The 298-nt window shown below is 70.1% G+C and carries 1 pseudogene; it reads right to left on the reverse strand.

What is annotated here, in order from left to right:
• Positions 1 to 275: pseudogene (locus tag NE591_RS14635) on the reverse strand (FAD-binding dehydrogenase); the annotation flags it as partial.
• Positions 276 to 298: the final 23 nt, after the last annotated feature.

A 298-nucleotide genomic window follows, 5' to 3' on the forward strand; every position in this document is an offset into this window, starting at 1 on the left:
GTGAGCACGGCGGGCACGCCGGCACAGCCCGCGCCTACTACGACGATGTCGTAGGTTTCCTCGGCGGCAAATTCCGTACTGGGCTCGCGTTCCACGATGCTGAACTCGTAGTCGCTCTCCGTGTGGTCGGCCGGCAGCTCGCCGGCCGCCGTGCTGGCGAGCGCGTCGTTGGCTGCCGGAGTCGACGGGGCGCAGCCGGCGGCGCCCAGAAGTGCGGCGCCCGCCGCCAGGCCGGCCCCGCCCATGAGGAACGTCCGTCGATCCATGTTCTCCATGTTTCCCTCCTTGGGGTCGTTGC

The organism is Adlercreutzia sp. DFI.6.23 (assembly GCF_024462535.1).
Lineage (GTDB): Bacteria > Actinomycetota > Coriobacteriia > Coriobacteriales > Eggerthellaceae > Adlercreutzia > Adlercreutzia rubneri.